Genomic DNA, 26534 nt, shown 5'->3' with positions numbered 1-26534 from the left:
TCAAATTCCTTGGTTTTTATATGTGGATTTCTTACAATGAAATATAAGAGATATCTTATTTTCTATAGAAGAGGTGTTAGTAGTGGCAAAAATATTAGTAGCGGGAAAAATTCCGGAAATTGGATTAGAACTATTAAAAGATCATGATGTAGAAATGTACGATAAAGAGGAGTTAATTTCTATAGATGAATTAACAGAGCTTGTAAAAGATAAAGATGCATTGTTAAGTTTACTTTCGACAAAGGTGCCAAAAGAAGTTATTGATGCAGCGCCTCATTTAAAGATTGTTGCAAACTATGGTGCTGGTTACGACAATATTGATTACACGTATGCGGGTGAAAAAGGAATTGCAGTAACGAATACACCGAAAGTATCAACGGAAGCGACTGCAGAATTAACATTTGCACTTCTTTTAGCAGCGGCGCGTAGAATTCCTGAAGGGGATACGTTATGTCGTACGACTGGATTTAACGGATGGGCACCGTTATTTTTCTTAGGACGAGAAGTCCACGGTAAGACAATCGGAATTATTGGTCTTGGAGAAATCGGGAAGGCTGTTGCAAAACGTGCGAAAGCATTTGGAATGGATGTTTTATATACAGGGCCAAATCGTAAGTTTGAAGCTGAAAGTGAACTGGGAGCAACGTATGTGACGTTGGAAAAATTATTACAAACAGCAGATTTTATTACAATTAACTGTGCTTATAATCCGAAATTACATCATATGATTGATGAAGAGCAGTTTAAAATGATGAAGAAAACAGCGTATATTGTAAATGCTTCACGTGGACCAATTATGAATGAAGCAGCACTTGCTTATGCATTAAAAACGAATGAAATTGAAGGGGCAGCTCTTGATGTGTTTGAATTTGAACCGAAAATTACAGAAGAGCTAAAAGAGTTAAAGAATGTAGTACTTGCTCCACACGTAGGGAATGCAACGTTTGAAACTCGTGATGCGATGGCTGAAATGGCTGTCAGAAATATTTTAGCTGTATTAAACGGCGAAGAGCCAGTAACACCTGTAAATCAAAAGGTATTAGTCACAAAATAAAAAGAAACCTTCCGGACTCGGAAGGTTTTCTTATTTTTCTTTATTCGCTTTTTTAGACGGTCTTTGTCTAATGAATTGAGATAACATGTACAAAATATATAGTGGAATGGCAATGAATAAGAAAACAGAAAAATTGCCAAATCCTGTTTGATACATTGTAATAATGATTCCAACTAAAAATAGTGTAATAATGATGCTATATCGTGGAATTGGTACATCTTTTAAACTTGGGATACGAATGCGGCTCACCATTAAAAATGCGAACGTTACAAATACGGTAATAAGAACGATTTTTGGAATGGTATGTGAAAATAATGTTAAGAAAGCAACAAGCCCTCCCGCTGCTGTAATCGGTACTCCAGTGAAATATTTCATTGAAGTAGAAGATGGTGTTACATTAAATCGTGCTAAACGATATGCTCCGAAAAGAGGGAATAATCCCGCTATGTATAATCCGATGATTCCGTAGTTTGAGAAAGATGTGTAATACATTAAAACAGCAGGTGCTGCACCAAATGTTACGACATCTGCAAGCGAGTCGAGCTCTTTTCCCATTTGTGAATCAACACGTAATAAACGAGCAACACGACCATCAAGACTATCTAACATCATCCCGATAAGTACTAAAATAGCAGCTGATTTATAATATCCTAAAGATGCATAGCCGATTGATAAAAATCCGCTATATAAATTTCCGAGCGTAAATAAGTTTGGAATAGCTGCTCTATACAAAATCTGATCCCTTGCTTTCTGTAATAAATTCTTAATTAGTGTATGAAAGTTTACTTATTTTATCATAACATAAATTTATTCCTCATACGAAAGAAATTACCAATTTGTGAAAGATTTCATAGAAGGATGATTTAAAAATTAAGTGAAAATAAAAAGAGGAAGCAACTTGTATAAAGTTGCTTCCTTTACTATTCAAATTTCGTTGTCATCGTTCCAGTTTTATATTGATTGTTAGGATCGAAACGTAATAAATCTCCATAAATTAATTTATCGGAGAGTTTTAATTCTGTTTTTGCTTTTTCAATATACGGCTGACATAGCGTCATATCAGCTTCTTCACCCGTACTTCTTTTGTAGCACATATTTTTTGTATAAACATACTCTTCAGAAACAAAGCTACCATCACGCATTACCATAAGCGGGTCTTTTTCTTTAATAAATAAGTCAGTTCCAAATTCAACGGATTTATTTGTTTTAATACCAAGTAAATGAAGGAGCGTTGGTTTAATATCAATTTGACCAGATACTTTAGAAACAACTTTTCCTTCTTGACCAGGCACATGAATAATAAGAGGAACTCGTTGTAATTGCATAGAATCGAATGGTGTAATAGTATCTTTTCCTAGGAACTGTGCCATAGCTGCGTTATGGTTTTCGGAAATACCATAATGATCACCATAAATGACAATAACGGAATTATCATACAGTCCTTCTTCTTTTAATTGTTTAATAAATAATTTAAGAGCTTCATCTGTGTAACGAACAGTTGGGAAGTAGCGGTTTACAACACCACTTTCTGAGTTGAATTCATCAACATATTGGTCTTCCGGATTTAGAAGAAACGGAAAATGATTTGTTAATGTAATAAATTTTGTATAGAAGGGTTGCGGTAAAGATTTTAACTTTGGAATAGATTGTTCAAAGAACTGTTTATCTTTTAATCCCCAACCGACAGACATTTGTTCCGTTCCTGCGTAATCATTTAAATTAAAGTAACGATCATATCCAAGCGCAGGATACATTACATCCCGATTCCAAAACGTTTTATCATTTGAATGGAAGACGGCAGAAGAATATCCGTATTTCTTTAATTGTTCTGGTGTCGCTGTGTATTCGTTTGTTGCATGAGTAAAGAATACAGAACCACGATCTAGCGGATAAAGTGAGTTTTCAACGATAAATTCAGCATCAGAAGTTTTGCCTTGTCCAGTTTGATGATAGAAGTTATCGAAATAGAAACTATCCTTAATAAATTCATTTAAAAATGGGGTAATTTCTTTTCCATTTATTTTTTTATTAATAACAAAGCTTTGTGTAGATTCCATTGAAATTAAAATTACATTTTTACCTTTTGCAGCTCCAAATAAGTTTTTATCAACTTGTTTGTCTTTTGAGTCTGTATAGTTTTTGATTTCAGAAAATCCATCCCCACTTGCAAATACACGCTCAGCTGAAGACTTGGATTGAAGTGTAATATCAAATAGATGATATGTGTATAAACCTAAATTCTTTACGACAGTTTGACGGTCAAATGAGCGCGAGAACATTTGTGGTTTATAAATAACTGATACAACAATTTGTAGTGCTAATAAAGCTGTTACACCGCTAAAGAAAGTTCGCTTCTCTGAGCGGGAAAGTGGTGTTTTGTCGCCAAATGATGGGAATTTACGCGAAATAAACATTAAAATAATTGCATCTGCAAATAAAAGTAATGTTTTGTACGTAAAGAGTTCTTTTATACTTGTCCCTAAATCAGCCATATTGTTTGTTTGGAATAAAACCGGGAAAGTAACGAAATCGTTATAGAACCCATAAAACATTGCGTTTCCAAATAAAATAAATGACAGTATAAAACTGATTCCAATTATAATTCGGTTTCGGTACTTAGATGCAAGTAAAGCTAAGCCGAAAAATAAAAGTAACGCAGCTAGTGGATTAATAAAAAGCATGAATTCTTCAAAGAAATTATCAATTTTAATATCAAATGCTAGCTTGTACACAATATATGTTTTAATCCATAGTAAAACGACTGCAACGAGTGCAAATCGCAGTTTTGGAAACAGATGTTGTAGCATAATATACTCCTCTCCTAAAAAGCATGACAGTTCTTGTGAGTCAGTTTGCTTAACGACTCATTTTATATATACGAACAGTCCTTTGTTATTATGATTATTATACTATGAGTATCATTATACGAAAATAAAAGAGAGTTGTGGGCTTTTTTATAATAATCGAGTAGAAAAAGAGTGGTGGGAGACAATAAAACAGAATTTCTATGTATGATAATTATCGTACGCAGAAAGAATCGCGTGATAATACGGAGGTTATAATGCGAAAATTATTATATTTTATAGCATGCAGTAGTGTTATACTTTTTACCTCACCGAGTGTGTCAATAGCTCAATATGATGCACCTCTTATGGAAGATGCACTTTATTCTGTTTTATTTCCAAAAATAAATAAAGCAATTGAAAAACAATATGGAAGTTTGAAACCGTATCAATGCCCTAAAATTATTAGTTTAAAAAAAGTGTATAGCGGTACATATTTATTTCAAGCAAGTATTGAAGTGACAAAGTATGAACGTGTTGCTGGGAAAATTGCTCCCCCATTTGAGAAGGTAACGATTACATTTAATAACGAAGAAGGCGAATGGGAAGTGACAAAGATTTCAGTAAAGCGCTTACCAAATGATACAAAATTAAACTGCAAAAAAACAATATAAAAAATTGTTTGACAAATAAAATGGTCCTTTGGTATTGTTAATAGCAACAATTAGATGTTTGAAAATTAAATAGACTTACCTCATCTACTCTCAAAGGTAGAGGCCGCGATAGGAAAGAGTAAGCTATGGGAGATTTCATGGAATCTGTGATCATAGGCTGAAAGGGACTATTGCCGAAATATAAGAATAACCATCTTATTCATATATTGGGACTACATTGAATAAATGTAGTACTGTCATAAGATTTATTTTATGGAGAGCTATTTGGAGATGTTGATGCGGTTTCTTATTTTGAGGAGATAACAACTCGTTTATTTTTTCAATATATATTTTTCCTAATAAGAAACGCGTGTGAACATTGTTCCGCGCGTTTTTTGTCTATCTAAAAGCGTGCTGCAATGAATAGAAGATTGGGGTTATGAGTTTTAGAGGAAATAAGGGAGGAATTTAAATGTATTTACACGGCACAAGCCGAATTAATGGGCAAGGACACTTAGAAATTGGAGGGTGCGATACGACGCAGCTAGCAAAGCAATACGGAACACCACTTTATGTATACGATGAAGAGTCTATTCGAGGAAAATGCCGAGCATTTCATCGTGCTTTTAAAGAAAGTGGTTTCTCTTATCAAGTAGCATATGCAAGCAAGGCGTTCTTGTGCATGGAGATGTGCCGAGTAGCTCGTGAAGAGAATATGTCATTAGACGTTGTTTCTGGAGGAGAATTATATACTGCGCTCCAAGCAGGATTTCCAGCATCACGTATTCATTTTCATGGAAATAATAAAACAGAAGAAGAGATAGTGATGGCTCTTCAGGCGAATATCGGTTGTTTTGTCGTAGATAATTTCTTTGAATTAGAAGTTTTACACGATTTAGCGATGCAACATGGAAAGTTTGTGAACATATTAATTCGTGTAACGCCTGGAGTAGAGGCGCACACACATGAATATATTACAACAGGCCAAGATGATTCGAAATTTGGATTTGGCGTTTCAAACGGTCAAGCGATGCAGGCAATTGGATTTGCTTTACAAAAATCCAATTATAATGTGCTAGGGATTCATTCACATATCGGATCGCAAATATTTGAAACAGCTGGCTTTGTTCGAGCGATTGAAGTTCTTCGCCAATTTTTAGAAGAAGTGAGAGAGCAAACAAACTATGTAGTAAAAGTGTTAAATGTAGGTGGGGGATTTGGAATACGCTACACAGAGTCGGATACACCGTTAACTCTTGAGACATATGTGCGAGCTGTAACAAGTGCAGTGAGAGAACAATTTACTGTATGTGAATATCCATTGCCAGAAATATGGATTGAACCAGGCCGTAGCATTGTAGGTGATGCTGGGACAACAATTTATACAGTTGGGTCTGTGAAAGATATTCCTGGTATTCGGAAATATGTATCAGTCGATGGTGGAATGACAGATAATTTAAGACCTGCTTTATATAGTGCGCGTTATGAAGCAATGTTAGCGAATCGAGGGAATGATGAGAATGAGGAACTCGTTTCGATTGCGGGGAAATGTTGTGAGAGCGGAGATATGTTGATTTGGGATATTCATTTACCGAAAGTCGCTTCTGCTGATTTACTAGCAGTTTCCTGTACAGGAGCCTACGGGTACTCGATGGCGAATAATTACAATCGGATTCGAAGACCAGCCGTTGTCTTTGCAAAAGGCGGAACATCGCAAGTAGTTGTGGAACGCGAAACATATGAAAATATTATTGGGAACGATCGCATACGTATTAAAGAGCTTGTTTAAATAGAAAAAGGAGTTGTTCGGATGGGCAATTCCTTTTTTGTAAAATAAAATAATTAAAATATATCGGAAAACTAGGATTGAAAAAAATCAGAATTGTGATAAAATACAAATACAAAGCTTATCAAGAGAAGCGGAGGGAACTGGCCCGAAGAAGCTCGGCAACCTGCTTATAGAAAGCAAGGTGCTAAATCCAGCAAAATGGAATCCATTTTGAAAGATAAGGTAAAATATATTACCGAACAGTCTTTTCGAAATGGGAAAGATTTTTTTTATGAATAAAAAGGGGGGCTGTTCGCGTGGGTGTACGGGAACATTTTGATGAAGTATCCGAGAAGATTGAAGCGATGCTTGCTGATATGAAATATGGCTCAATTACAATTGTTGTGCAAGATGGAAAAGTAATTCAGTTAGAGAAAAGTGAAAAAGTACGTTTAAAGTGAAAAGCGCTGACTAGAAAAACTAGAGGCGGTTTTAACCTATTTTCATTAGGTTAAAACCGTCTTTTTGCTTTTACAGGGGGAAAAAACATGTTGACGTATGAAACGTGGGAAGAAAATGTTGTTTCGTTTTCGGAAGAAGATGAAACAAAAGGCGCGTTATCAGTATTAAATTGGGCTTATGAAGAGTATAAAGATGAAATCGTCTACGCATGTAGCTTTGGGGTGGAAGGTATGGTATTGCTGCACCTTATAAACCAAGTAAATCCATCTGCTAAAGTTGTATTTTTGGATACAAATGTTCATTTTCAAGAAACATATGAATTAATTCAAAGAGTGAGGGAACGATTTCCTTCATTGAATATTATAGAAAAGCAGCCAGAACTTACACTTGATGAACAGGCGAAGTTGCATGGTGAAAAACTGTGGGAGAGCAATCCGAATCTTTGTTGTAAGATTAGAAAAATTTTACCTTTAGAAAAATCATTAGTCGTGGAAAAAGCATGGATATCGGGCTTAAGAAGGGAACAATCAGAAACACGTAAGCATACAAAGTTTATAAATCAAGATCATCGTTTTCAATCTATTAAAGTTTGTCCACTCATTCATTGGACGTGGAAAGAAGTTTGGCGATATGTATACAAACATAGCTTGCCGTATAACCCGTTGCATGATGTTGGCTATCCAAGTATTGGGTGTGAGAAATGTACTTTACCTGTAGGGGATGGTGGCGATTCAAGAGATGGTAGATGGGCTGGGAAAGTGAAAACCGAATGTGGTCTTCATTATCAATAAGATGAATCTTGAAATAAAGCTAAGAGGGGATATAGAAAATGAGCACAGTAAACGAATTAGTAAACCGTATAGATGAGACATATGATGTATCACAAATTGAAAAAGAAATTAAATTAGACAACATTGCTTTAAGTGATTTAGAACTATTGGCGACAGGTGGATATAGCCCGCTTACTGGTTTTTTGGGGAAGGAAGATTATGATTCAGTCGTAGAGACGCTTCGTTTAGCAAATGGTAGTGTGTGGAGTATACCAATTACATTACCGGTAACAGAAGAAGTCGCAGAAAGCCTGAAGACCGGAGAGGAAGTAAAGCTTGTCAACAATGGAAATATATATGGTGCTATTCAAATAGAAGATATTTTCGTACCAGATAAAGAAAAAGAAGCGTTACTTGTATATAAAACAACGGATGAGGTTCATCCAGGAGTGAAAAAGTTATATGAACGACCAAACGTTTACGTTGGAGGAACTATTATTCTAACAAAACGCTTTGAAAATAATCAATTTCCTTCTTATCATTTAGACCCAATTGAAACGAGAGAAGAATTTAAAAAACGTGGGTGGAAAACAGTAGTCGGATTTCAAACGAGAAACCCGGTACATCGTGCCCATGAGTATATTCAAAAATCTGCTCTTGAAATTGTAGATGGTCTCTTTTTAAATCCACTCGTTGGAGAAACGAAATCGGACGATATTCCTGCTGATGTAAGAATGGAAAGCTATGAAGTACTCCTTCAAAACTATTATCCGAAAAATCGTGTCTTTTTAAGTGTATTTCCTGCTGCAATGCGTTACGCAGGACCAAGAGAAGCGATATTTCATGCGTTAGTAAGAAAGAATTTTGGATGTACCCACTTTATTGTAGGACGTGATCATGCCGGAGTAGGAGATTATTACGGAACATACGAAGCGCAAGAAATCTTCACGAATTTTACGATAGAAGAGTTAGGCATTACACCACTATTCTTTGAACATAGTTTTTACTGCACGAAATGTGAAGCGATGGCTTCAACGAAAACATGTCCGCACGGAAAAGAAGATCATGTTATTTTATCAGGTACGAAAGTAAGAGAATTATTAAGAAACGGTGAGATTCCGCCAAGTACATTTAGTCGTAAAGAAGTAGTAGAAGTGCTAATTAAAGGTTTAAAAAAAGAAGTAGTAACAGAATAGGGAGAGAACGAGATGGATACGAATATTACTTGGCATACAGCTTCGGTTTCAAAAGATGAGAGAAGAGTGAAGAATGGACATCACAGTTTTGTAATTTGGTTTACTGGTTTATCAGCTTCGGGTAAATCTACAGTAGCGAATGCGGTCGCTCGTAAACTGTTTGAAAAGAATATTGGAAATTATGTGCTGGATGGGGATAACATTCGCCACGGTTTAAATAAAGACTTAGGATTTTCTGAAAGTGATCGCATGGAAAATATAAGACGTATTGGCGAAGTGGCAAAGTTATTTGTAGATCAAGGAACGGTTGTCCTTACAGCATTTATTTCACCATTTCGAGTAGACCGCAAACAAGTAAGAGATTTATTAGCGGCAGATGAATTTATTGAAATTTTTGTGAAGTGTCCGATTGAAGAGTGTGAGAAACGTGATCCGAAAGGGCTTTATAAAAAGGCAAGAAAAGGTGATATTAAGGATTTCACAGGTATTGATTCGCCTTATGAAGAGCCAGAGCAAGCAGAATTAATTGTAGAAACGCACAAATATTCTATTGAAGAATGTGCAGAACAAATCGTGAAGTACTTACAAGAGCGTAGTTTTATCCCGCTATTTGCCGGGAAGTAAAATTCCTACCTCAAAGTTCGATTGGGGCAAGGAAGTTAGGTGGGGGTCGGGCTGCCCGTAAATACCCGATTGGTTAAGGCTAATAATCAGCGTGGGATGAACAAAACTCTACTGATTAAAGTTTCACTTTATATAGGGGGATTTAAAAATGAGTTATGAAAAAGTATGGGCTAACAATGAAAAACTAAATCAAACGGAGAAAAATAAATTAGAAAAAGATGGCTTAGAAATTTTTAATGATATTCCTTACTATGCGGAAAATGGATTTGAATCTATTCCGAAAGAAGAGTGGGATGCTTTTAAATGGGCGGGATTGTATTTACAACGTCCAAAAGAAGCTGGTTATTTTATGATGCGGGTAAATATTCCGTCAGGGATTATTACAAATGCGCAGGCAGAAGTACTTGCTTCTATCGCTGAGGATTATGGACGTGATGTAATAGATATTACTACGAGACAGGCGATTCAGTTTCACTGGTTAGAAATTCAGCAAATACCAGATATTTTTAAAAGATTAGCAAGAGTTGGATTATCTTCAGCGGGGGCTTGTGGTGATATAACGCGGAATATTACAGGTAATCCGCTTGCTGGAATTGATGCAAATGAACTATTTGATACGACACATATTGTGAAAGAGGTATATGACTATTTCCAACATAATGAAGAGTTTTCTAATTTGCCACGTAAATTTAAAATGTCTATTAGTTCTAATATTTATAACTCAGCAAACGCAGAGATTAACTGTGTTGCATTTACACCTGCTACGAAAGAAATAGATGGTGAGAAAAAAGTTGGTTTTCATATAAAAGTAGGCGGAGGATTATCAGCCCGTCCATATTTAGCTGATGAATTAGATGTGTTCGTTTTACCAGAAGAAGTGAAGGCAGTGGCAATTGCGATTGCTACTATATTCCGTGATTTTGGATATCGTGAGAAACGTCATTTAGCTCGTTTGAAATTTCTTGTTGCGGACTGGGGAGCAGAGAAATTTAAAGAGAAACTAATAGAGTATACAGGGCCTTTACAAAGTAAAGGGGAAAGTGCACTCAAAGGATGGAATGCAGGCTATTTTTATGGTGTTCAAGACCAAAAACAAGAGGGATTAAAATATGTAGGTTTTAATGTACCGGTAGGTCGTTTACATGCAGAAGAAATGTTTGAGATTGCAAGAATCGCAAAGCAATATGGAAATGGACAAATTCGTACATGTAATTCACAAAATTTCATTATTCCGAACGTTCCTCCGGAAAATGTAAAAGGATTACTTAGTGAACCGTTGTTTGAAGCGATATCTGCAAGCCCAAAATCATTTATTGGTCATGCGGTTTCATGTACCGGTATTGAATATTGTAATCTTGCACTAGTAGAAACGAAAGAAAGATTACGAAAAATTGCAGAATACTTAGATACACAAATTGCACTCGATGTTCCAGTTCGAATTCATATGGTAGGCTGCCCGAATTCATGTGGTCAACGTCAAATTGCTGACATTGGGTTACAAGGGGTGAAAATGAAAACGAAGGAAAAGGGAATTGTTGAAGCATTTGAGATATATGTAGGTGGAACGTTGTTAGATGGCGGTGCCTACAATCAAAAGTTAAAAGGAAAAATAGATGGCGAGGATTTACCTGATGTACTCGCATCATTTATAAGTTATTTCAAAGAGAATAAATTACCAGCCGAAACATTTTATGATTTTGTAGGTCGTGTTGGTGTAGACACATTACAAATAGCGTTAAATAATGTGTTAGAAGAAGTCATAGCGTCTTAGGGGGGACAATATGGATTTATATCGATTTGAAGCTGTATTAGTGAGTGATATTGTTCCGATTGTTGTTGTTGCTCAAAGTGAAGAACAGGCATTTAAGCTTGCGGAGATTGAGCTTGAAAAACATTTTTTACCGTTGCCAGAGGTAAAAGAGATTTCTTTGTTTGAAAAAAAGAAGATTCGAAAAGGTGCAGCATTTGTTATTCATGAGTAGAGATTAGTAATACGAAAAAATAAAAACTTCCATTCTTATATACGAATGGAAGTTTCATTTTAATAGTAGAAATGAGGAGAGATGATGGGGAAGGTTTATATTGTTGGAGCGGGTCCTGGCGATCCAGATTTAATTACTGTTAAAGGGTTGAAATGTATTGAGAAGGCAGATGTTATTTTATACGATCGCCTTGTGAATAAAGAGCTGCTTTCACACGCAAAGCCTGACGCGGATTTAATTTATTGCGGGAAACTCCCGAATTATCACACGATGAAGCAAGAAACAATTAATACATTTCTTATTAAGTATGCGAAAAAAGGGAAAGTTGTAACGAGGCTTAAGGGCGGCGATCCATTTGTATTTGGTAGAGGGGGAGAAGAAGCGGAAGCATTAGCAAAGCAAGGTGTACCATTTGAAATCGTCCCAGGTATTTCGTCTGGAATAGCTGCACCTGCTTATGCTGGTATTCCAGTGACGCACCGTGATGCAAGTGCAAGTTTTGCTATTGTGACTGGGCATAGGAAAGAAGGTGCTGAAGAAGAAGTGAAATGGGAAAGTTTAGCGAAAGGTGTAGAGACTTTAGCGATATATATGGGGGTTAGTAATTTGCCCTACATATGTGAGCAACTTATGAAGCATGGAAAAGATAAAAGTACGCCAGCTGCTATTATTGAGCAGGGGACAACGTCTATGCAACGTACAGTTGTTGGGACATTAGGAACAATTGTAGATGTTGCGAAAAAAGAGCAAATTCAAAATCCGAGCATGATTGTAATTGGAGAAGTTGTCCGTTTTAGAGAAAAAATCCATTGGTTTGAGAAGCAAACGGAAAATGCTTATCAAGTAAGTGGAGTGTTGTAAAATGAAAGCCGTCTTATATATATGTCATGGAAGTCGTTTGAAGACAGCGAAAGAAGAGGCGATTCAATTTATTACATCGTGTATGAGTCGTATAGAAGCGAATATTCAAGAAGTTTGTTTTTTAGAGTTAGCGAATCCTTCTATTGAAGATGGTTTTCGTACATGTGTGAAGCGTGGGGCCACGGAGATTATTGCCATCCCTGTTTTTTTATTAGCGGCAGGTCATGTGAAGAAAGATATTCCATTTGAATTGGTAAAGCTCAAGAATCAATATCCGAATGTTAAAGTGACTTATGGTAATCCGTTTGGTGTATCAGAAACACTGATCAAATCAGTATATAACGGAAGTGGTATTGAAAAGGAAGGGAAGGCTGAAGTGACCCTTCTGCTCGTTGCAAGAGGAAGTAGTGATCCTGAAGTATTACAAGATATAAAATGGATCGCCTCTTTATTTCAAGCTGAGGAGAAAATTAAAAAAGTTGAGGTTTGTTATTTAGCGGCTGCGGAGCCGAAATTTGAGAGGAAATTGAAGGAAGTTGTAGAACGGGAAGTGGAGAACATCGTTGTGCTACCTTATTTGTTATTTACAGGTTTACTTATGAAACATATTGAGAAAGAAGTGCGCCAATATGCATTGGAAGAGATAAAAATCAGTCCATATTTAGGGAAGAATGAAGCGTTACAAGATATGTTAATTCAGAAAACGACGGAGTTATTGAAAGGAGATCAGTATGTATCCACTTACAGTGCGAGTTAATGAGAAACGCGTTGTTGTTATTGGTGGGGGAAAAGTTGCAGGATTTAAAATTATTCCTTTACTCAAACAAGGTGCGGATATAGTTGTGATCAGTCCAGAATTAGATGCGAATTTAGTAAAACTTGTGGAAGAAAAGAAAATTCGTTGGTATCAAAGAGAATATGAAAAAAGTGATATTAAAAATGCTTTTTTAGTTGTTGCAGCGAGTAGTGATTCAATATTAAATGAACAAGTTGCTGAAGATGCCGCAGAGAATCAATTAGTAAATGTTATTACAAATCCGGAAAGTGGTAATGTTCACTTTCCAGCAGCGATTCATCGTGGTTTGCTTAATATAGCAGTTTCTACTGGGGGAGCGAGCCCAAAGCTCGCAAAAAAAATTCGAGATGAGATTGCAAATAAATATGATGAGACATATGAATCGTATTTAGATTTTTTATATGAAGTAAGGGTGAAGTTAAAAGATTTACAGTTAGAAAAGAGAGAACGAAATATATTACTCCAAGAAGTGTTGAAATCAGTATATGTGCAAAACGAGAGAGAAAGAGAAAGTTTTTTGCGAGAATTAGAGGGAAAGATTTTAAAATAATAAAAGATAAAGTGCGCTTTACAAATATAAAAATATAATTTATAATCACAAGTAACTTCAATAGATGAAATCGATGAGCAAGAAGAGTACGTATATTTGATGCGTTCAGAGAGCTGGGGTTAGGTGGGAGCCCGGTACGATAAATTATACAGAATGGGCTTGCGAGAGGTATGTTGAACATTGTAGTAGGCAACCCGGGTTCCGCCGTTAAAAGGATAGAGTATCGGAATTATTCCTGTACTTGAACAAGTGGGATTTATCAATCCAATTGAGGTGGTACCACGGTATTTACATTACATATATCGTCCTCTACATGCATATTTGCGTGTAGGGGACTTTTTTATTTTCTAAAGGAGGTGTGCGAGTATGAAATGAAAGTGTATAATTAACAAAAGTTTAAATATTCAGAAAAGGAGAATTTATGATGAAAGAAACACAGCAATGGACGTCGAAAATAGGCTTTGTACTCGCAGCAGCCGGAGCCGCAGTAGGTCTTGGTGCGATATGGAAATTTCCATATGTTGCAGGTAATGGCGGGGGAGGCGCATTCTTCCTTGTATTTTTACTGCTAACTTTATTTATAGGTATGCCTCTTCTAATAGCGGAGTTTGTTATTGGACGTAGCACGCAAAAAGAGGCGGTTACAGCTTATAAAGTACTAGTGCCAAATAGCAAATTATATCCTTGGATTGGTCGTATGGGAGTTGTTACTTGTTTTAGTGTACTATCTTTTTATAGTGTTGTAGGTGGATGGATTTTACTTTATTTATATTATAGTGTGACAGGAAGTTTCTGGAATGGAGTAGCTGATTATGGACAATTGTTCGGTGAAACGATTTCAAATCCGTTAAGTGCGATTGGAGCGCAATTTATCTTTATGCTTTGTACGATTTTTGTTGTAAGTAAAGGTGTAGAGAAAGGTATAGAAAAGGCAAGTAAGTACATGATGCCGCTATTATTTATTTTATTTATTGCGATTATTGTTCGTGCGTTAACACTCGATGGTGCTTTTGCTGGAGTAGAGTTCTTCTTAAAACCAGATTTTTCAAAGCTTACAGCAGATACAATTTTATATGCGATGGGACAATCTTTCTTCTCGCTAACTGTAGGTGCCTCGGTAATGGTAACGTATAGTTCGTATTTAAAGAAAGAGGAACATTTAGCGAAATCGGCAACATCTATTGTAAGTTTAACTGTTTTTGTTACAGTACTTGCAGGATTAGCAATTTTCCCAGCGATTTTCGCATTAGGAGTTAAACCGACTGAAGGACCGGGATTACTGTTTATCGTCCTTCCAGCAGTATTTGCAAAAATACCATTTGGTCAATTTTTCTTTATTATGTTTTTAATTTTATTCTTCTTTGCGACTTTAACATCAGCAATTTCAATGCTTGAAATTGTAGTAGCATCTGTTGCGAAAGGTAATGAGAAGAAGCGTCCGTCAGCATCATTATTAATTGGTATTCTTATTTTTGCAGTCGGTATTCCATCAGCGTTATCATTTGGGATTATGAGTGACGTGAAAATATTTGGGAAAACATTCTTTGATTTAGTCGACTTTTCGGTAAGTAACGTATTGCTGCCGTTAGGAGTACTAGCTATTTCATTATTTGTACCAAATAAAATGAGTAAAGAGTTGTTGATGAAAGAATTAGAAGTGACGGAAACGAAGGGGAAAACGTTATTTAACATTTGGTTCTTCTTACTTCGTTATGTCATTCCGATAACTGTAATAATTGTATTTTTAAATGTGATAGGTGTATTTAAAATGTTTGCATAAAAAAAGGCGGGGATCTCCCGTCTTTTTTTATGTTGTTGAATGTAATAGACGATTATACGCTTTATAGGCTGTGGTGACTGCGAGGAATGAACCGATTAAAAATAAAACTGATCCGCCAAATGTAAATATCCGGCCGATAAATGTCGCTCTAGCTTCTTCTATTTTTTGTTGTAATTGCGTATTCATATTGATCACCTCGTAAACTATAGGCATTTAGTTATAGTCTATGTAGAATGCCTATATTGTGTGAAGTGTAAATAAAAAACCTCGGTAGGTACCGAGGTTTTTTATAATCCGATATAAGGAGATGGGTCGACTGCGTTTGTCTTGCCGACATTCCATTCTCCAAGATGAAGTTCGAAGTGTAAATGTTGTCCGTATGATTGGCCCGTGTTCCCCATAAATCCAAGCTGATCGCCTTGTTTTACAGTTTGTCCATTCGATACAGAACGGCTATTCATATGAGCATATACTGTCGTATATGTTTTTCCGTTTATACGGTGAGATAAATACACTACGTTTCCGTAACTAGATGATAATTCTGAGCGAATAACAACGCCATCTGCAGCAGCGATAATTGGAACCGTTCCCGAAGCGGCGATGTCAATTCCTTTATGGTTATCTAAAGAACGTACACCAAATCCGGAAGTTTTTGATCCAGCTGCTGGTTTGATAAAGCCACCGATGTTTGTATCATGTGGTGTTGGAGCTGCTTGAGTTGCTTGAGCAGATTTAGTAGCTTGTTGTTTGCGAGCCTCTTCTGCCTGGCGAGCTTCTTCCGCTTTACGAGCTTCTTCGGCCCGTTTTTCTTCTTCAATTGCTTTTTGCACAGCTTGACGTTGATTTTCTAAAATGCCTTTGGATTCTTCTAATCCTTCAATCTCTGAATCTACTTTTGCTACTTTCGTATGTAGATCGTTAATAAGAGTCTGTTGCTGCTGTTGGTTATTTTGTAATTCTTGTTGTTTTTGTTCTAGTTTTTGCTCAGATTCTTTCAGTTGTTGTTCTTTTTTCTCAACAGCTTCTTTTTCTGTAGTTACAGCATTTTGATCAGATGTTTGTTTTTTTACAATATCTGTATCGTTGTTTAATATTAAACTTACGGAGTACATATTATCAACAAGATCAGCAATGTTTGTAGAGTTTGTTAATACTTCTGTAATGATATTTGTACGCGGTTTTTCTTGCATAGATTGTAATCGTTGTTTAATAACTTCCTGACGTGTATCTATGTTTGTTTGTAATTGTTCTATATGTTTCTTTTTGTCAGTAATTACTTGTTGTGTTTTGCTAATTTCTTTTTTTGTATCGTTTAATTCAGCCTCGTTTTTATTAATAGAAGTAGTTAATTCATCGATTTTTTTCTGTAATTCTTGAATTTCTTTTTCTATTTGTTCTTTCTCGACTGATTTATTTTGTAAGTCACTTTGTTTGCCTTCTAATTCAGATTGAATGTTAGATAATTTATCTTGATTTGTTTCAGCGTATACGGGTGAAAGTAACGGGGAAGCAAAAATCGTTCCTGCTGCTAAAACACTAAACGCTGCAAATTTCTTTTTCATAGTTGTCTGACTCCTTTCCCTATGAATGTTATATATCATAAGAAGAAGAGTGTCTATCGTTGTAATCATAATGTAAAGAAAACTTTATAAAATTGCTAAGTTTTGTCGGAATTTATCATTTTTCAACTTTAATTGTCATAGTACTTACATTTTATTTATGGCTGTAATAAAGGTATATTTTGGGATTTATCTGTAAAATACAGGAGGAAAGTAATAGTTTTTATGGGGTGAAATAGTACTTAGAAAGCTAATAAAACACTAGTAAGGAATCGTTCTCATGTGAGGTTTTCTAACATGGGTTTATTTTTTGTCAAGAAAATTATTTGCATTCGGGGAAAGTTATTTTGTTGTCAGATTTTAAATTTTGATTTATGATTTTTAACAGGGACAAAATGTAGTGAATTGTCGAATAATATGTAATACTCTTAATTTCTTAGTTTTATAGAGATAGAATGAGAGATAGAGTGACACATCGAAGAGGGGGTTACAACAAATATGAAAAGAATAGGACTTGCATGGCAAATATTAATAGGGCTTGCGCTTGGTATTGCGGTTGGGGCGATTTTCTTTGATAATCCAGCTGTTGTGAAGTACTTACAACCAATTGGTGATATTTTCATCCGATTAATTAAAATGATCGTTGTACCGATTGTTGTAGCAAGTATTGTTGTTGGGGTTGCTGGTGTTGGCGATGTTAAAAAACTAGGTCGACTAGGCGGAAAAACAATTCTTTACTTTGAAATTATTACAACAATTGCAATTATTGTTGGTCTATTAATAGCGAATATTTTCCAACCAGGAAAAGGCGTAAATATGGAGCAGTTAACAAAGACAGATATTTCGAAATATACACATACGACAGAGCAAGTACAAAGTCATTCATTTGCAGATACGTTTGTAAATATTGTTCCAACGAACATTATGAAGTCATTGGCTGACGGAGATATGCTTGCTATTATCTTCTTCTCTGTACTATTTGGTTTAGGTGTAGCAGCAATTGGTGAGAGAGGAAGACCAGTTCTTCAATTTTTCCAAGGTGTAGCTGATGCAATGTTTTATGTAACAAACCAAGTTATGAAATTTGCACCATTTGGTGTGTTTGCACTAATTGGTGTTACAGTTTCTACATTTGGTCTTGCTTCATTAATTCCATTAGGGAAATTACTAATTGTCGTATATGGAGCAATGATCTTCTTCGTCGTAGTTGTCTTAGGACTTACAGCGAAAATATTTGGAATTAACATTTTCCAATTCTTTAAGATTTTAAAAGACGAGCTGATCTTAGCGTATTCTACAGCAAGCTCAGAAACAGTTTTACCAAAAATCATGGAGAAAATGGAGAAATTCGGTTGTCCGAAAGCAATTACATCTTTCGTTATTCCGACAGGTTATTCATTTAACTTAGATGGATCAACTTTATATCAAGCAATTGCAGCTATTTTCTTGGCGCAAATGTACGGTATTGATTTATCTATTACACAACAAATTACATTATTACTTGTATTAATGGTTACATCAAAAGGTATCGCAGGTGTACCGGGCGTATCATTCGTTGTATTATTAGCGACACTTGGTACAGTAGGTATTCCACCTGAAGGTTTAGCGTTCATTGCTGGTATTGACCGTATTTTAGATATGGCTCGTACAGCAGTTAACGTTGTAGGAAACTCTTTAGCAGCTGTAGTTATGTCTAAGTGGGAAGGTCAATATGACGCTGAAAAAGGACAAGCTTATTTAAAAGAGATTTCTGAAAAGGGTCAAGCTGCTTAATTATAATATGAACAAGCTCTCACATAATATGTGGGAGCTTTTCTGTATATAGAAGAGGAGTATACATAATGAAACGTAAATATGGTGACGGTTCTTCGTGGAAAAGACTAATAGAAAAGAGTTATAGGCTTAAGCAAGTGGAAGAGGGAATGCTCGGAATACTGGATATAAAAAAGGTGAGAGAGCCTAGTTGTAAAGAATATGATGGTAAAGAAATTTGTATTGCAAGTGATGGGTATATGTGGGTTCAATATTTCATTAATGGAAAGAACTTTGCGATTACAGCTATGTTAGATGATAGGCACAATTTAGTGCAATATTATATTGATGTGACGAAAGAATATGAAATAGACGATCGTGGTTTACCGTATTTTGATGATTTATATTTAGATGTAGTATTATTACCTAGCGGTAAGGTGTATGTATTAGATGAAGAGGAGCTAGAGGATGCTTATAAAAGTGGCGATGTCACGAAGGAAGAGTATGAGTTAGCTTGGTACACTACGAAATGGATATTAGAAGCAATAAAAAATAGTGAATTTTATTGGATTTCAATATTGGAAGAAGAAATCGAAAAGTTAAAATGATTATTGTATTCAAATTTTTGTATAATTACCAAAAAAATCTATACAAAAAATAATTGACTTTTGTTTTGTAAGCGAGTAAAGTTAGGGAAGAAATTATTATTAAAAAATAAATATGAAACCTTCTTATAAAGAGAGGCGGAGGGACTGGCCCTACGATGCCTCGGCAGCGGACTCGATTTCAGAGTGCTGTGCCAAATCCAGCAAGCATGTGCTTGAAAGATGAGAAGAGCGTTTCTTATAGATGTATAAGACCTCTTCTCATCGGAAGAGGTCTTTTGTTATTCATTAGAAAAAGGTTGAAACTAGGGAGAGATGGTACTTTGAAAGAAACGAGAGGAAATGGTTTAGCTTTATTACCACTTGGGATATTTTTGGCGCTATTCATTGGTTCTGGAATTATTACAGGTGATTTCTATAAATTGCCGATACTTGTAGCAATTTCAATTGCTGTAGGAATCGCTTTAGTGATGAATCGTAAAGAAAGTTTTAATGTGAAAGTCGAGCGGTTCGCTAAAGGTGCAGGAAATCCGGATATTATGATTATGGTATTAATTTTTGTGCTTGCAGGTGCATTTTCTGAAACGGCTAAAGGAATGGGCGGAGTAGACTCAACTGTTAATTTAGCGTTAACTATTTTACCGCCAGGATTTATCGTAGCTGGAATCTTTGTTATTGGTGCATTTATTTCATTAGCAATGGGAACTTCAATGGGAACAATTGCAGCATTAGCGCCGATTGCTGTAGGTATTAGTGGTCAAACTGATATCTCAATTGCGCTTGCAATGGCTACTGTTGTTGGGGGAGCGATGTTTGGTGATAATTTATCATTTATTTCAGATACAACAATCGCAGCTGTTCGTTCACAAGGAACAGAAATGAAAGATAAGTTTAAAACGAATTTTTTAATTGTGTTACCAGCGGCTATTATTACAATTGTACTATTAGTAATAGTTACTTCAGGAAGTGACACGCAAATTAAAGCACATAGCTTTGATTGGATAAAGATTTTACCGTACGCAGGAGTACTTATTACAGCGCTACTTGGCTGGAATGTACTTATTGTATTAACTGGTGGAACTGTATTATCTGGTTTTATCGGTCTTATAGATGGAAGTTACACGTTAGAAAGTTTCTTTAAAAGTGTAACGACTGGAATGGGCGGTATGATGGAGTTAGTATTACTTGCTATATTAATTGGCGGTATGGTTGAATTAATCCAATATAATGGTGGTATTCAATATTTAATGAATGTATTAACACGTAATATTCGTTCGAAAAAAGGTGCGGAATTTGGTATTGCTGGTTTAGTAAGTATGACGAATATGTGTACAGCGAATAATACGATTTCGATTATCTTTACAGGCCCGCTTGCAAAAAATATTGCAGATCAATATGAAATAGACCCTCGTAAATCAGCGAGTGTATTAGATCTTTTCTCATGTTGTGTACAAGGATTAATTCCGTACGGTGCCCAAATGTTAACGGCAGCAGGATTTGCAGCGTTATCTCCGGTTGAATTGTTGCCATATGCATTTTATCCAATCTTAGTTGGAGTATGTGGGATTGTTTCTATTTTAATTGGATTTCCAAGATTTTCGAAAGTAGCTGAGAAAAAAGAGTATCATAAAACAGCTTAATTTAATATGAATGTTAGTAATTAAAAAAACGTGCAGAGAATAAACTCTGCACGTTTTTTTGCGTAAAGGGCTGAATATGACTCGGTCTTAAGTCTGAGTTAAAAACGGTTCTTAAGCTCGTTATGGAAAGATGAAAAAATAGTTAAGATAAGAGTATCAAATCGAAGGGAGGCAAGCACAAGATGAAACAATTTCTAGCGTTTATCGCAGCCGGTATTTTGGCTTTAATTGCTCTTGGTAGTCTTGCTGGTATTGTAGGATTCGCAATCGGAGCAGGAGTTGTATATTGGAGCTATAAATCATTTGTGCGAGCTAAGTCATTTTTTGGAAAGTTAGCTTGGGGTATTGTTGGTTTAATCGGTTTATCCATTGCGCTTTCTCATTCACCAGCATTAATCGGTATCGCTGCTTTAGTGGTTTTATACTACGGATACCGTGAGTGGAAAAAAGAAAAAGATGTAGTTGTTGAATCTGCTCCAGAAAGTTCTAAACCATATAGCAACTTTGAAGATGAGTGGAACAAATTAATGAAAAACTAAAACAATAAATCAAATTATAAATAAAGTAGAAGAGAGGAAGATTTATAATGAAACAATCTTTATTCGGACGTGTACGCGATGCAATTTTAGCTGATTTTCATAACGTGTTAGATGAGAAGGAAAGAAAAAATCCAATTGCGATGTTAAACCAATATTTACGTGATAGTGAGCGTGAAATAACAAAAATTGAGAAGTTAATTGAACGTCATAAAACATTAAAATCTAACTTTGCTCGTGAGCTTGAGCAAGCACGTTATTTCGTTAACAAAAGATCAAAGCAAGCTATCATTGCTCAAGAAGCAGGCGAATTACAATTGCACGAACGTGCGTTAGAAGAGGTAGCTTATTATGAAGGGCAAGTAACTCGATTAGAAGAAATGTATGCAGGTGTTGTAGAGCAAATTGATGAGTTAGAGCGTCGTCTTTCTGAAATGAAAAATAAATTAAAAGAAATGCACGCAAAGCGTATGGAACTAATGGCACGTGAAAATATGGCACATGCAAATCGTCGTATGAATACTGCGATGCATAAAATGGATGAAAATAATCCGTTCTTACGATTTGAAGAAATTGAAGATCACATTCGTGACTTAGAAACTCGTATGAATGAAGAGCATGAGCGTGACACATTTGATATGAAAATTGCAAAACTTGAGCGTGAAATGAAAGAAAAGAATGATGTATCGTTAACAAAAGAGTTAACAAAATAATAGTAGTATATTATAAAACAGGCTTATGATATAGTGATAGGAGAAAAGGTGTTGGAAAGCAATGCCTTTTCTTCTATGTATATGTGACAAGAAGGGGGGAGCTGAAATGAAGAAACATTTTTCAAAGACACAATTAATGGGGATGCTCCTCATCATATTTGGATTCGGTCTTTTTCTTGATATGATACTTGGACATTTTGAACCAGGTGGTCTCATTTTTGCATTTATTATGCTTATGTTTGGAAGGCATTATCGTAAAAAGAATCGTTATGTACGGGGAAATGTATTTTTATTTGTTGGTGGTATCGTATTTTTATTCTTCTTATTTTCATCAGCAGCATTTGTTCTTGTCGTATTTGCTTGTTTAGCTTTAATTGGTTATCAATTGATTCAACAAGGGCATCAGCAAAAAGCAATGAAGGTTGAAATTAAAGAAAAAGGGATTATAGACGAAGAGAAGCAAATATATCGTACAGAACCATATTTGAAAAATATGTTTGTAGGCAATGTACGAATGATGGATCATATTTATGAACTTGAGGATATTAATGTTCAATACGGTGCTTGTGATGTGGAAATAGATTTAACTACTGCTATGATTCCAGAAGGGGAAACGATAATTGTTATTCGGGGTGTCGTTGGTAATATTCGTTTATATGTGCCATATGATATTGAACTTTCTTTAAATCATTCTGTTATTGTCGGACGTGTGCTCTTGCCAGGTCATGAAGAGACAGGGTTTAACCGCAATGTTAGATTTAGAACAGAGCAGTATAAAGAGGCTCCTCGTCGTATTAAAATTATTTCTTCGCTTGTCGTAGGCGACACGGAAGTGAGGAAAGTATAATGAAGAAACAAAAAAATATTTCGTGGATGTATATTCGTTATTCTATGTTGTCCTCAGTTAGTATCGCACTCATTTGTACAATTGTATATGTATGGAAAAGCGAGCAACAAGTGTATGATTTATTATGGAAGGAATCCATCGCTTCTGTTCCAATTGGCTTGTTTATTATGACTACAAGTTTACTTATCGGGGGAATTGTAGGATATGCAATCGGTTACTATATAGAGCAGCGTATACAAGGATTAAATACGTTTCTATTTGAAGTAGAGCGAGGGAATTTTCCGAGCGATGTTTCGTTTACTGCAGATGATGAATTTCATGAAGTGGAACGAAAAGTAATCGTTTTGGCTCGTCGATTAGAGGAGCAAGCTGGACTCTTTCAAAAAGTAACGAATGAACGAGCTCATTGGAATGAAGAGATGAGACAAGAAGCGATTTCTCAAGAAAGGCATCGTTTAGCAAGGGAGTTGCATGATTCAGTAAGTCAGCAGCTTTTCGCAATGTCGATGATGATGTCAGCGATTAATGAACAAATAACTGAATTTCCAGATGTGACAAAAAAACAATTACAACTTGTTGAAAATATGGTTGTAAATGCTCAATCAGAAATGAGAGCATTGCTCCTTCATTTACGTCCTGTACAATTGGAAGGTAAGAAACTGACAGAAGGTATAGAGGAATTATTAACGGAATTATCGCGAAAACAACATATGAAAATTGAATGGCTTATTGAGCCAATAGAATTAAAAAAAGGTGTAGAAGATCATTTATTCCGTATTGTGCAAGAAGCGCTATCAAATACGTTGCGACACGCAAAGGCAAAGAAAACAGAAGTGCGCCTTCGAAAAATTGATCAATATGCGATTTTAAAAATTATTGATGACGGCGTTGGGTTTGAAGTAGGCGTTAATAAGGCAGGTTCATATGGCCTAAGATCGATGCAAGAGCGTGTTCATGAAATTGGTGGGACACTCAAGGTGCTTAGTTTCCCGGCCAAAGGTACACAAATAGAAGTAAAAGTACCGATTATGATTGAGAGAGGGGGAGAAGTATGATAAAAGTATTGCTTGTCGATGATCATGAAATGGTTCGTATGGGTGTATCGGCATATTTATCTACACAGCCAGATATTGAAGTAGTAGGGGAAGCTGAGAATGGACGAAAAGGATCAGAATTAGCATTGCAATTAAGACCGGATATTATTTTAATGGACCTTGTTATGGATGAGATGGATGGTGTCGAAGCAACACGTGCTATTATTCAAGAATGGCCAGAAGCAAAAATTGTAGTTGTAACAAGCTTTTTAGATGACGAAAAATTGTACCCTGTTATTGAGGCTGGTGCGACCAGTTACTTATTAAAAACATCAAGAGCAAGTGATATTGCTGATGCTGTACGAGCTACTTATGATGGAGAAACAGTATTAGAGCCGAAAGTTACCGGGAAAATGATGTCCCGTATGCGTCAAAAGAAAGAGCAACCTTTGCATGATGACTTAACGGAAAGAGAGTTTGAGATTTTGTTATTAATTGCAGAGGGAAAAAGTAATCAAGAGATTGCGGACGAGTTATTTATTGCACTGAAAACGGTAAAGACACATGTGAGTAACATATTAAATAAATTGAATGTAAGTGATCGTACTCAGGCAGTTATTTATGCATTTAGGCATCAATTAACGAAGTGATAAAGTGAAGCTTTAATTGGCGGGGAATTCCTCGCTGATTATTGGCTCGCTACAATATAGATTTGGCGTTAAAACCATCGAATGTTTTTATTGACGATAAACAATGTAAGCGTTATCATTAAGGTGTTAACAGTACATATAAAGGGGAGAATGTATATGTTAGTTCAAACTATATTCGGAATGGATAAGTCTAAAAAATTAGGGGAGTATGTGAACGCATTACAAGCACTTTGTGAACAATATAATGTTGAAACAGATAAAATTGCGATTATTGAGGCAACAGAGGAATACTATTTATTTTTAGTAAAGCAAGAAGAGCGCTATGATGTTGTCAAGGTAGAAACAGTTGATACAAATATTGAATATTATACGAAAGCTTATAAAATAAGCAGTTTTAATCATACTGCTTATCAAATGTAAAAAAACTCCCTTTTGGGAGTTTTTTTAGGAGGCTTTTACTTCGTTAGATTCGATTAGTAATGGAACTTTTTTCGTACCGCTTAACTTAGCGATTGTAAGGCCAAGAAGAGCTCCTGCTAATGCTGGTATTAGCCAACCGATTCCTTCATTATATAAAGGGATAAATTCAAAATATGGTGTGATGAATGAAACTGAAATACCACCTTGTTTTAATCCATCAAATACGCTCACTACAGCTGCTCCGATTAAAGCACCTACATAAACAGAGCGATATCCACCGAAGTATTTATGAAGTAATGATAGTAGTACGAGTACAATCGCAATTGGATACACAACAAGTAGAATTGGAACAGAGATTGCGATAATTTTTGTTAAACCTAAGTTGGCAACTAATAATCCTAATGCGCAAATGATACTCGCGAATGTTTTGTATGAAAATGTAGTCAATAATGTTGAAAAATATTGGCTGCACGCAGATACGAGTCCAACGCATGTCGTTAAACAAGCGAGTGTAACGATAAGAGATAATAGGAGCAAACCGTACGGACCGAATAATTGTTGTACGATAACAGTAAGTAGCTGTCCGCCATTTTTTGCATATCCGAGAGAGACACTAGTTGCCCCAAGCCAGCCTAGTGCACCATATACAAGTACGAGTCCTGTAGCGGCAATAAGCCCTGCTTTTGCTGTGGCGATGGCAATGGACTTACGATCATTCACACCTTTAGAACGAATTGCATTTACAACGATAATTCCGAATGCAAGTGCTGAAATAGTGTCCATTGTTAAGTAGCCTTCCATAAAGCCTTTGAAGATTGGAGAAGTTTGATACTCTTGCATTGCTGGTCCTGATTGCCCAAGTGGTGTAAATACACTTTTAACAAACAATAAGAAAATAGAGAGTAATAAAATAGGTGTTAATACATTTCCAATACGATCAACAAGTTTAGATGGATTCAAACTCAGCCAAAATACGATAGTAAAGAAGATGATTGTATATACAAATAGCACTAGGCTGCTAGAGCGGATTGTTTCTGGTAAGAAAGAACTAACACCCATTTCATAAGCGACATTTGCAACACGTGGGATGCCCATAGATGGACCGATAGCAATGTATACAATTACTGTAAAGAAAATTCCGAATAATGGATGAACATGACTTGCAAGTTGCTGCATCCCATTTCCAGATAGAGAAATTGCGATAACAGTTAGTAGTGGTAAGCCAACTCCTGTTAGTAAAAATCCAATCATTGCTGGCCAAAAGTTTTCACCTGCATTTTGGCCAAGCATGGGAGGGAAAATTAAATTACCTGCCCCAAAAAATAAAGAAAATAGCATAAGACCCGTGAAAAAAATATGTTTTTTTGATACAGTGTTCATTGTTTTTCCTCCTTTTTTAAATTCATTTGTAAGAACACAAAAAACTCGTCCCTAAAGAAAGGGACGAGTTATATTTACCCGCGATACCACCCTAATTTACACATGTAGAAATAAATCTA

27 protein-coding genes, 3 riboswitches and 2 other annotated features (1 of these 32 running past the window's edge) are annotated in these 26534 nt (G+C 35.8%); of the genes, 22 read left to right on the top strand and 5 right to left on the bottom strand.

All coding sequences use genetic code 11. From position 1 onward, the window contains the following. Nucleotides 1–82: 82 nt before the first annotated feature. Nucleotides 83–1054: an NAD(P)-dependent oxidoreductase gene (locus BUA87_RS10500; protein WP_016513103.1), complete on the top strand. Its 972-nt coding sequence runs from the start codon at nucleotides 83–85 to the stop codon at nucleotides 1052–1054. Nucleotides 1055–1084: 30 nt separating this feature from the next. On the opposite strand, the gene pssA is transcribed toward BUA87_RS10500, so the two are convergent. Further along, a complete protein-coding gene (gene pssA / locus BUA87_RS10495) occupies nucleotides 1085–1786 on the bottom strand; it encodes a CDP-diacylglycerol--serine O-phosphatidyltransferase (RefSeq protein WP_000285417.1) in 702 nt (233 codons plus the stop codon). Nucleotides 1787–1974: 188 nt separating this feature from the next. Further along, nucleotides 1975–3861: an LTA synthase family protein gene (locus BUA87_RS10490; protein ID WP_000939088.1), complete on the bottom strand. Its 1887-nt coding sequence runs from the start codon at nucleotides 3859–3861 to the stop codon at nucleotides 1975–1977. A 254-nt stretch (nucleotides 3862–4115) separates the two neighbouring features. Here BUA87_RS10490 and BUA87_RS10485 point away from each other — a divergent pair, with 254 nt between their 5' ends. The 12 genes from BUA87_RS10485 to BUA87_RS10430 all read left to right on the top strand — a co-directional run bounded on the left by BUA87_RS10485 (nucleotide 4116) and on the right by BUA87_RS10430 (nucleotide 15279). After that, nucleotides 4116–4511 carry a DUF3888 domain-containing protein gene (locus BUA87_RS10485; protein ID WP_001228820.1) on the top strand — a complete coding sequence of 132 codons (396 nt, stop codon included), beginning with the start codon at nucleotides 4116–4118 and terminating at the stop codon, nucleotides 4509–4511. A gap of 89 nt (nucleotides 4512–4600) precedes the next feature. Further along, nucleotides 4601–4782: riboswitch (Lysine riboswitch) on the top strand. A 180-nt stretch (nucleotides 4783–4962) separates the two neighbouring features. Further along, the gene (gene lysA, locus BUA87_RS10480; RefSeq protein ID WP_000280643.1) at nucleotides 4963–6279 is read left to right on the top strand and encodes a diaminopimelate decarboxylase; all 1317 of its coding nucleotides are present in this window, start codon (nucleotides 4963–4965) and stop codon (nucleotides 6277–6279) included. Nucleotides 6280–6394: 115 nt separating this feature from the next. Further along, nucleotides 6395–6503, top strand: a riboswitch (SAM riboswitch). Between the two features lie 72 nt (nucleotides 6504–6575). Then, complete coding sequence (locus BUA87_RS10475; protein WP_000538896.1) at nucleotides 6576–6719, top strand: YezD family protein; 144 nt, start codon at nucleotides 6576–6578, stop codon at nucleotides 6717–6719. 87 nt (nucleotides 6720–6806) lie between these two features. Beyond that, nucleotides 6807–7511, top strand: a complete 705-nt coding sequence (locus BUA87_RS10470; RefSeq protein ID WP_000959018.1) for a phosphoadenylyl-sulfate reductase — start codon at nucleotides 6807–6809, stop codon at nucleotides 7509–7511. Between the two features lie 38 nt (nucleotides 7512–7549). Beyond that, nucleotides 7550–8686, top strand: coding sequence for a sulfate adenylyltransferase (sat, locus tag BUA87_RS10465; RefSeq protein WP_000108781.1), 1137 nt, complete (start codon nucleotides 7550–7552; stop codon nucleotides 8684–8686). A 12-nt stretch (nucleotides 8687–8698) separates the two neighbouring features. After that, nucleotides 8699–9310: an adenylyl-sulfate kinase gene (gene cysC, locus BUA87_RS10460; RefSeq protein ID WP_029441817.1), complete on the top strand. Its 612-nt coding sequence runs from the start codon at nucleotides 8699–8701 to the stop codon at nucleotides 9308–9310. A 148-nt stretch (nucleotides 9311–9458) separates the two neighbouring features. Next, a complete protein-coding gene (locus BUA87_RS10455) occupies nucleotides 9459–11081 on the top strand; it encodes a nitrite/sulfite reductase (protein ID WP_000119611.1) in 1623 nt (540 codons plus the stop codon). Between the two features lie 10 nt (nucleotides 11082–11091). Continuing rightward, nucleotides 11092–11292 carry a DUF3906 family protein gene (locus BUA87_RS10450; protein WP_000366918.1) on the top strand — a complete coding sequence of 67 codons (201 nt, stop codon included), beginning with the start codon at nucleotides 11092–11094 and terminating at the stop codon, nucleotides 11290–11292. A gap of 84 nt (nucleotides 11293–11376) precedes the next feature. Continuing rightward, complete coding sequence (cobA, locus tag BUA87_RS10445) at nucleotides 11377–12153, top strand: uroporphyrinogen-III C-methyltransferase (protein ID WP_000521256.1); 777 nt, start codon at nucleotides 11377–11379, stop codon at nucleotides 12151–12153. Nucleotide 12154: 1 nt separating this feature from the next. Continuing rightward, entirely contained in the window at nucleotides 12155–12910 is a 756-nt protein-coding gene (locus BUA87_RS10440) for a sirohydrochlorin chelatase (protein ID WP_000648881.1), read from the top strand. Next, a complete protein-coding gene (locus tag BUA87_RS10435; protein WP_071714670.1) occupies nucleotides 12885–13499 on the top strand; it encodes an NAD(P)-binding protein in 615 nt (204 codons plus the stop codon). Before BUA87_RS10440 ends, BUA87_RS10435 begins: the two co-directional genes overlap by 26 nt. 64 nt (nucleotides 13500–13563) lie before the next feature. After that, nucleotides 13564–13812: a binding site (T-box leader), on the top strand. Between the two features lie 111 nt (nucleotides 13813–13923). Next, nucleotides 13924–15279: a sodium-dependent transporter gene (locus BUA87_RS10430; protein ID WP_000665433.1), complete on the top strand. Its 1356-nt coding sequence runs from the start codon at nucleotides 13924–13926 to the stop codon at nucleotides 15277–15279. A gap of 27 nt (nucleotides 15280–15306) precedes the next feature. Here BUA87_RS10430 and BUA87_RS31275 read toward each other — a convergent pair whose 3' ends face one another. Together BUA87_RS31275 and BUA87_RS10425 are read right to left on the bottom strand one after the other, a co-directional pair. Next, the gene (locus BUA87_RS31275) at nucleotides 15307–15465 is read right to left on the bottom strand and encodes a hypothetical protein (RefSeq protein WP_001095997.1); all 159 of its coding nucleotides are present in this window, start codon (nucleotides 15463–15465) and stop codon (nucleotides 15307–15309) included. A gap of 101 nt (nucleotides 15466–15566) precedes the next feature. After that, nucleotides 15567–16841, bottom strand: coding sequence for a murein hydrolase activator EnvC family protein (locus BUA87_RS10425; protein ID WP_000726083.1), 1275 nt, complete (start codon nucleotides 16839–16841; stop codon nucleotides 15567–15569). Between the two features lie 495 nt (nucleotides 16842–17336). On the opposite strand from BUA87_RS10425, the gene gltP reads away from it, so the two are divergent. The 9 genes from gltP (at nucleotide 17337) to BUA87_RS10380 (ending at nucleotide 25035) form a co-directional block, all read left to right on the top strand. Next, on the top strand, nucleotides 17337–18611 hold the full coding sequence (gene gltP, locus BUA87_RS10420) for a glutamate/aspartate:proton symporter GltP (RefSeq protein ID WP_000821130.1): 1275 nt from the start codon (nucleotides 17337–17339) through the stop codon (nucleotides 18609–18611). A 68-nt stretch (nucleotides 18612–18679) separates the two neighbouring features. Continuing rightward, nucleotides 18680–19198: a ribonuclease FAU-1 family protein gene (locus tag BUA87_RS10415; protein WP_000824653.1), complete on the top strand. Its 519-nt coding sequence runs from the start codon at nucleotides 18680–18682 to the stop codon at nucleotides 19196–19198. A 120-nt stretch (nucleotides 19199–19318) separates the two neighbouring features. Beyond that, nucleotides 19319–19424: riboswitch (SAM riboswitch) on the top strand. A 94-nt stretch (nucleotides 19425–19518) separates the two neighbouring features. Next, nucleotides 19519–20835, top strand: a complete 1317-nt coding sequence (locus BUA87_RS10410; RefSeq protein WP_072939638.1) for a Na+/H+ antiporter NhaC family protein — start codon at nucleotides 19519–19521, stop codon at nucleotides 20833–20835. Between the two features lie 182 nt (nucleotides 20836–21017). Beyond that, the gene (locus BUA87_RS10405; RefSeq protein WP_000808640.1) at nucleotides 21018–21374 is read left to right on the top strand and encodes a lmo0954 family membrane protein; all 357 of its coding nucleotides are present in this window, start codon (nucleotides 21018–21020) and stop codon (nucleotides 21372–21374) included. A 47-nt stretch (nucleotides 21375–21421) separates the two neighbouring features. Continuing rightward, complete coding sequence (locus BUA87_RS10400) at nucleotides 21422–22084, top strand: PspA/IM30 family protein (protein ID WP_000814127.1); 663 nt, start codon at nucleotides 21422–21424, stop codon at nucleotides 22082–22084. Between the two features lie 106 nt (nucleotides 22085–22190). After that, complete coding sequence (gene liaF, locus BUA87_RS10395; protein ID WP_016513098.1) at nucleotides 22191–22931, top strand: cell wall-active antibiotics response protein LiaF; 741 nt, start codon at nucleotides 22191–22193, stop codon at nucleotides 22929–22931. Then, complete coding sequence (locus BUA87_RS10390; protein WP_000744326.1) at nucleotides 22931–23986, top strand: sensor histidine kinase; 1056 nt, start codon at nucleotides 22931–22933, stop codon at nucleotides 23984–23986. Before liaF ends, BUA87_RS10390 begins: the two co-directional genes overlap by 1 nt. Further along, entirely contained in the window at nucleotides 23983–24615 is a 633-nt protein-coding gene (locus BUA87_RS10385) for a response regulator (RefSeq protein WP_000598707.1), read from the top strand. The genes BUA87_RS10390 and BUA87_RS10385 overlap by 4 nt, the downstream gene beginning before the upstream one ends. 81 nt (nucleotides 24616–24696) lie before the next feature. Then, nucleotides 24697–25035 carry a DUF3922 domain-containing protein gene (locus tag BUA87_RS10380; RefSeq protein ID WP_072939635.1) on the top strand — a complete coding sequence of 113 codons (339 nt, stop codon included), beginning with the start codon at nucleotides 24697–24699 and terminating at the stop codon, nucleotides 25033–25035. A 24-nt stretch (nucleotides 25036–25059) separates the two neighbouring features. On the opposite strand, the gene brnQ is transcribed toward BUA87_RS10380, so the two are convergent. Then, the gene (gene brnQ / locus BUA87_RS10375; protein ID WP_001099141.1) at nucleotides 25060–26415 is read right to left on the bottom strand and encodes a branched-chain amino acid transport system II carrier protein BrnQ3; all 1356 of its coding nucleotides are present in this window, start codon (nucleotides 26413–26415) and stop codon (nucleotides 25060–25062) included. A 56-nt stretch (nucleotides 26416–26471) separates the two neighbouring features. Beyond that, nucleotides 26472–26534: a binding site (T-box leader), on the bottom strand (it continues 196 nt past the right edge of the window).

The organism is Bacillus sp. bc15 (assembly GCF_900142585.1).
Classification (GTDB): domain Bacteria; phylum Bacillota; class Bacilli; order Bacillales; family Bacillaceae_G; genus Bacillus_A; species Bacillus_A cereus.
The sequence above is the reverse complement of the archived record's forward strand: the minus strand, read 5'-3'. Positions and strand labels throughout refer to the sequence as shown.

Bases quoted from the DNA above. Each gene is read 5' to 3' on its own strand.
- BUA87_RS10490 (WP_000939088.1), bottom strand. From the start codon at position 3,861: ATGCTACAACATCTGTTTCCAAAACTGCGATTTGCACTCGTTGCAGTC.
- BUA87_RS10430 (WP_000665433.1), top strand. From the start codon at position 13,924: ATGAAAGAAACACAGCAATGGACGTCGAAAATAGGCTTTGTACTCGCA.
- sat (WP_000108781.1), top strand. From the start codon at position 7,550: ATGAGCACAGTAAACGAATTAGTAAACCGTATAGATGAGACATATGAT.
- cobA (WP_000521256.1), top strand. From the start codon at position 11,377: ATGGGGAAGGTTTATATTGTTGGAGCGGGTCCTGGCGATCCAGATTTA.
- gltP (WP_000821130.1), top strand. From the start codon at position 17,337: ATGAAAAGAATAGGACTTGCATGGCAAATATTAATAGGGCTTGCGCTT.
- BUA87_RS10380 (WP_072939635.1), top strand. From the start codon at position 24,697: ATGTTTTTATTGACGATAAACAATGTAAGCGTTATCATTAAGGTGTTA.
- brnQ (WP_001099141.1), bottom strand. From the start codon at position 26,415: ATGAACACTGTATCAAAAAAACATATTTTTTTCACGGGTCTTATGCTA.
- BUA87_RS31275 (WP_001095997.1), bottom strand. From the start codon at position 15,465: ATGAATACGCAATTACAACAAAAAATAGAAGAAGCTAGAGCGACATTT.
- lysA (WP_000280643.1), top strand. From the start codon at position 4,963: ATGTATTTACACGGCACAAGCCGAATTAATGGGCAAGGACACTTAGAA.
- BUA87_RS10425 (WP_000726083.1), bottom strand. From the start codon at position 16,841: ATGAAAAAGAAATTTGCAGCGTTTAGTGTTTTAGCAGCAGGAACGATT.
- BUA87_RS10470 (WP_000959018.1), top strand. From the start codon at position 6,807: ATGTTGACGTATGAAACGTGGGAAGAAAATGTTGTTTCGTTTTCGGAA.
- BUA87_RS10440 (WP_000648881.1), top strand. From the start codon at position 12,155: ATGAAAGCCGTCTTATATATATGTCATGGAAGTCGTTTGAAGACAGCG.
- BUA87_RS10455 (WP_000119611.1), top strand. From the start codon at position 9,459: ATGAGTTATGAAAAAGTATGGGCTAACAATGAAAAACTAAATCAAACG.
- BUA87_RS10405 (WP_000808640.1), top strand. From the start codon at position 21,018: ATGAAACAATTTCTAGCGTTTATCGCAGCCGGTATTTTGGCTTTAATT.
- cysC (WP_029441817.1), top strand. From the start codon at position 8,699: ATGGATACGAATATTACTTGGCATACAGCTTCGGTTTCAAAAGATGAG.
- BUA87_RS10385 (WP_000598707.1), top strand. From the start codon at position 23,983: ATGATAAAAGTATTGCTTGTCGATGATCATGAAATGGTTCGTATGGGT.
- BUA87_RS10390 (WP_000744326.1), top strand. From the start codon at position 22,931: ATGAAGAAACAAAAAAATATTTCGTGGATGTATATTCGTTATTCTATG.
- BUA87_RS10485 (WP_001228820.1), top strand. From the start codon at position 4,116: ATGCGAAAATTATTATATTTTATAGCATGCAGTAGTGTTATACTTTTT.
- liaF (WP_016513098.1), top strand. From the start codon at position 22,191: ATGAAGAAACATTTTTCAAAGACACAATTAATGGGGATGCTCCTCATC.
- BUA87_RS10450 (WP_000366918.1), top strand. From the start codon at position 11,092: ATGGATTTATATCGATTTGAAGCTGTATTAGTGAGTGATATTGTTCCG.
- BUA87_RS10415 (WP_000824653.1), top strand. From the start codon at position 18,680: ATGAAACGTAAATATGGTGACGGTTCTTCGTGGAAAAGACTAATAGAA.
- BUA87_RS10400 (WP_000814127.1), top strand. From the start codon at position 21,422: ATGAAACAATCTTTATTCGGACGTGTACGCGATGCAATTTTAGCTGAT.
- BUA87_RS10435 (WP_071714670.1), top strand. From the start codon at position 12,885: ATGTATCCACTTACAGTGCGAGTTAATGAGAAACGCGTTGTTGTTATT.